Annotated in this window: 6 protein-coding genes; 3 read left to right on the top strand and 3 right to left on the bottom strand. The window is 40.0% G+C overall.

Features of this window, described 5'->3' with window-relative positions; genetic code table 11:
• Positions 1-125 precede the first annotated feature (125 nt).
• A complete protein-coding gene (locus tag BGL89_RS07400) occupies positions 126-572 on the top strand; it encodes a DUF29 domain-containing protein (protein WP_286825142.1) in 447 nt (148 codons plus the stop codon).
• A gap of 124 nt (positions 573-696) precedes the next feature.
• Positions 697-1,152, top strand: a complete 456-nt coding sequence (locus BGL89_RS07395) for a DUF29 domain-containing protein (protein WP_286825141.1) — start codon at positions 697-699, stop codon at positions 1,150-1,152.
• An 8-nt stretch (positions 1,153-1,160) separates the two neighbouring features.
• Here BGL89_RS07395 and BGL89_RS07390 read toward each other — a convergent pair whose 3' ends face one another.
• From BGL89_RS07390 to BGL89_RS07380, 3 genes are all read right to left on the bottom strand, one after another.
• Positions 1,161-1,946 (bottom strand): hypothetical protein, encoded by a 786-nt coding sequence (locus BGL89_RS07390; RefSeq protein WP_286825140.1) that lies wholly within the window; start codon positions 1,944-1,946, stop codon positions 1,161-1,163.
• A 56-nt stretch (positions 1,947-2,002) separates the two neighbouring features.
• A complete protein-coding gene (locus tag BGL89_RS07385) occupies positions 2,003-2,509 on the bottom strand; it encodes a type IV pilin-like G/H family protein (protein WP_286825139.1) in 507 nt (168 codons plus the stop codon).
• Positions 2,510-3,055: 546 nt separating this feature from the next.
• Positions 3,056-3,565, bottom strand: a complete 510-nt coding sequence (locus BGL89_RS07380; RefSeq protein WP_286825143.1) for a type IV pilin protein — start codon at positions 3,563-3,565, stop codon at positions 3,056-3,058.
• A gap of 290 nt (positions 3,566-3,855) precedes the next feature.
• On the opposite strand from BGL89_RS07380, the gene BGL89_RS07375 reads away from it, so the two are divergent.
• Positions 3,856-4,032, top strand: coding sequence for a four helix bundle protein (locus BGL89_RS07375; RefSeq protein ID WP_286825138.1), 177 nt, complete (start codon positions 3,856-3,858; stop codon positions 4,030-4,032).
• Positions 4,033-4,085: the final 53 nt, after the last annotated feature.

The raw sequence follows: 4,085 nt of genomic DNA, 5'->3' as shown, positions 1-4,085 counted from the left end.
TCGAAATGTCGTGCTTTGCTGTTTTATACTGGTCGGGGTTTCATCCCGTCGCGCTCAAGCGAGGGTCTTCACCCCGACATTCAAGATAAAATGAGGGTAATTAGTCAACAGAGGAGGTAAAAATTATGACTTTAGCAAAGGTAAAAAATCTTTATGATCAAGATTTTGCTTTGTGGATAGAGAAGACGGTTAAGCAATTAAAATCTGGGGATTTATCTCAGGTTGATTTAGAGAATTTGATCGAGGAGGTGGAATCTTTGGGAAGACGAGACAAAAGAGAACTAAAAACCCGTTTAATTACATTATTTGAACAGGCTTTAAAACGGCGTTATCTTCCTTTGTCCGACTGTTATCGAGGTTGGGAAGTAACAATTAAACGCTGTCAATCGAAGTTAAAATATATCCTTAAAGATTCCCCTAGTTTATGCAGTTTTTTAACCGATATGTGTGATGATTGTTATCAGGAAGCGGTGGAGAATATGCGAATTAAATATGATGCTATTTTCCCCGATGTTTGTCCTTTTTCTAAGGATATTGATGGTTTATTAAATCATAAGTTTTGGGAAAGTTAAACTTTGATACTAAATCCGTTGAGTAGAGGCAATAGGCAATAGGGGGAATAAATAATCAGTCTTTAATAACCAGATTTAGTGTGATTTTCAAGGAATAAATTTAAGTTTAACAAGGAGAAAAATTATGACTTTAGCAAAGGTAAAAAATCTTTATGATCGAGATTTTGCTTTGTGGATAGAAGCAACCGTCAAACAATTAAAATCTGGGGATTTATCTCAAGTTGATTTAGAGAATTTGATCGAGGAGGTGGAATCTTTGGGGAAAAGTCAACGCAAAGCGGTTGATAATTTTTTAACTCGTTTATTAGAACATTTATTAAAACGTTGTTATGTGGTTCTTCCCGATTGTTATCGGGGGTGGGAAATTGAAATTAGAAATTTTCGCAACGATTTAAAGAAGGAATTTAAGTATTCTCCTAGTTTGAAAAGGTTTATGATAGAGATTTTAGAAGAATGTTATCGAGAAGCTTTAGAAGCGGTGAAAGAGGATTATCCAGACTCTAATTTTCCCGATATTTGTCCTTTTTCTAAGGATATTGATGGCTTATTAAATCATAAGTTTTGGCAGGATGAAAAATAGGCCAGTTCCTAATCCTTGGGGGGAATTGCCATCACTTGATTATTATTAATCACCAATTTACCGCCCAATTTTTCGATATTTTCCTTGGCTAACTTGCGGGTTTCTTCGTCTTGGCTATTTAGCCAGACTAACATCCAAGCGCCGACTCTAGGAGCGCGACTATCGGGATTAGTTTCTAAAAATTTCACCGTTCCCCTAGCGGATTTTTCGATAAATTCATTACCAGCAATTTTTGCCCAATCGGCGGCCATTTGATTAGATTTTTTCGCCGCAGGAATATCACCTAAAAATAATAGTTCATCGACTCCTTTATATAACCAAAGAAAATAGGCATCAGTAACATCAGGAGTGATTTTTGATAAACCTTTATTCATAATCTCAATCGTTCTTTCGGGTTTGCCAGCATTGACAGAAGAAGCGACGGACATCATCAAATAGGCACGGACAAATTTCGGGTCATTTTTAGCGACAATTTCCATAAAATCGGGACTTAAACCGTAACCGGTTTCCCGACGAGCATCCTCATCGCCATAATATTGTATAAACTGCAACATTGCCCAATTGGCTAACATATTATTAAAGCCAAAGGAAGGTATATTTTTTAATAACTGAACCTGAGAATTTTCTAGGCGAGATTCTTGAGCATAATTTCTCTCTAATAACTTTTCTTTGGTCAAAGTTTTCACCTTTTCCTGTTGCATTTCGACAATGACCATGATTAAACCACCGATAACAGCGATTAAACCAAGAGTTTTAAGTAAGGATAGATGGAGAGATTTGTTTGCGCCTAGCATAGCTTTAAATAAAAGTCAATCATATCAACAAAAATAAAAGATTTTTGGGGGTTATTTTAATTAATTTTAATGCCATCAACACAGCGAAGAACACCGTCGGAATTACTGGTAGAAACATTATCTTCTAAAGGAGTTTCATCCTCGCAAACAATACCAGTATAGGCCCCGGCTGCCGTTTGTCCGGCTGCCCCGGCATAATTTTTAATATCGTCATCAAATTTAGGCACTGCATTCAATTTATAGGCCGCCCCAAAAGCATTGGGACTTGGTACTTCGCTGATATTATAAAATGTTAGGGAAATAGTGGCAGCTTCCAGAGATAGTTCAGATAAAGTAGCAAAAGTCCCTTTTTCATAACGATAACCCTGTTGGGCGCGATTGATTAATCCCAGTGCTCCGCGAGCTTCTGCTTGCCTACCCTTAGCGACTTGTCCGAAGAGACTCGGTAAACTAATGGCAGCGAGAACCCCCAATAAAATCACCACTACTAACAATTCTATTAAAGTAAAACCCCTCGCTTTTTTTCCCTGTGATTTGATTGCTAAAAAAAGAAAGTATTTCATGGTTAGGCGCTGGCAATAAGTAATAGGACAAAATTAGCTTCTTGGTTAGGCTGATTCATTCTCCGAATCTAATTCTTTTTTTTGCTACCCTTAATCGCTTATGAGGTAAGCTAGGGAGCAGGGGAGTACAGGTTTTTGCTCTCATAGTAGGTTGATTCATGAATCAACCTACAAAGCACGACGTTTTGAAAAATTTTCAGCTATTTATTGGCGAGAAATCGACTAAAAACGTTGCCAGATAAGGATTTGAGAGAATGACATTTGGGAGAATGAAACAGCCCTAGGGCAAGGAGGGGTAGGCTAATCTAAGAATACGGGTTAAGTACGTCTTAGCTTATATTTTGGGTGTTAGGGTTATCAGATGTGAGTTTTCAGTTCGCTGATTACTGTTTACTGTTTACTGTTTACTGAAAAATCCCCATTCCCCACTCCCCGAAAAAAATCAAAAGCGCAAGGTTTCAGGAGAACATTTCCCTGCCACCTTCCGCTAGAGTATCAATTGTTGGTTATTATGCCAGAAAGCTTTTAAGCAATCTGGGAAGAAATCTATTGGATTTTTTTGCTTCCATCCGGACAAACCACACTACCGTCAGTTGCAGTCGCAGAGACAAGAGCGTTAGTCGGAGTTGATGTTTCACAAATAGCTGAAGAGAAAACACCAGCCGAGGTTTGACCTACTCCACCAGAGTAGTCGCGAATATCGTTGGTGTAGGTCTCGATAGCGGTAGCATTAGTTACGGCCTCGGTGGCACTGGCGCTGTCAGGTCCATCATATTCATAGTATGTGCTTGTTACAACTACGGGAAGATTTGCAAGACTCTCAAAAGTACCACTCTCTAAGCGGATAGATTGCTGGCCGCGGTTAATGGCACCGAGGTTGTTGCGAGCTTCCGCTTGTCTGCCTCTGGCTACCTGACCGAGGAGGTTGGGGAGAGCGATGGCGGCGAGTACACCGATGATGATAACGACAACTAGGAGTTCGATGAGGGTGAAACCTTTGTTACCGTTCTTTTTGTTGAGAGCTTGGATGAGTTTGAATTTGAAGGTAGAGTTCATGGGTGTATCCTTTGGTAAGTGTTTTCTGTTCTCTATAAACAACTTACCCACCCGTTTCAGAAAACCTATCACCCTTGGGAAAAATTTTTTTTGGGGTGATGGGGTGATGGGGGAATGGGGGAATGGGGTGATGGGGTAGTGATGGGGGAATGGGGTGGTGGGGTGATGGGGTAGTGATGGGGTGATGGGGTAGTGATGGGGTGATGGAGTGGTGGGGTGATGGGGTGATGGGGTGATGGGGAATTTTCCTGAATTTAGGTTTGACAAGAGGTATTTATAAGGGTTCATTTTTGCTGAGATTAAATGATGCGGAAGCAGAAGCAGCAGAAAGCCAAGTTTGGTTAAAATTTGCTGTTAAATGCCAATATTTAGATATTGAGACTGGTAGAAAACTTTATGGTCAGTATAATAAGGTTTTAGGACTGATCGTCATCGGAAATTTTGGGTCTGAAACCCCGCCGTTCTAGGTTGGCTTTACGTTAGAATTAAAAGGCCAGTCTCGAAAACCAAGTGGACGGCG

Origin of the sequence: Microcystis sp. LSC13-02 (assembly GCA_002282935.1) — a bacterium.
In the GTDB taxonomy this organism is placed as follows: Bacteria; Cyanobacteriota; Cyanobacteriia; order Cyanobacteriales; family Microcystaceae; genus Microcystis.
This window is presented reverse-complemented; position numbering and strand designations above follow the sequence as displayed.

Bases quoted from the DNA above. Each gene is read 5' to 3' on its own strand.
- BGL89_RS07395 (WP_286825141.1), top strand. From the start codon at position 697: ATGACTTTAGCAAAGGTAAAAAATCTTTATGATCGAGATTTTGCTTTG.
- BGL89_RS07385 (WP_286825139.1), bottom strand. From the start codon at position 2,509: ATGAAATACTTTCTTTTTTTAGCAATCAAATCACAGGGAAAAAAAGCG.
- BGL89_RS07400 (WP_286825142.1), top strand. From the start codon at position 126: ATGACTTTAGCAAAGGTAAAAAATCTTTATGATCAAGATTTTGCTTTG.
- BGL89_RS07390 (WP_286825140.1), bottom strand. From the start codon at position 1,946: ATGCTAGGCGCAAACAAATCTCTCCATCTATCCTTACTTAAAACTCTT.
- BGL89_RS07380 (WP_286825143.1), bottom strand. From the start codon at position 3,565: ATGAACTCTACCTTCAAATTCAAACTCATCCAAGCTCTCAACAAAAAG.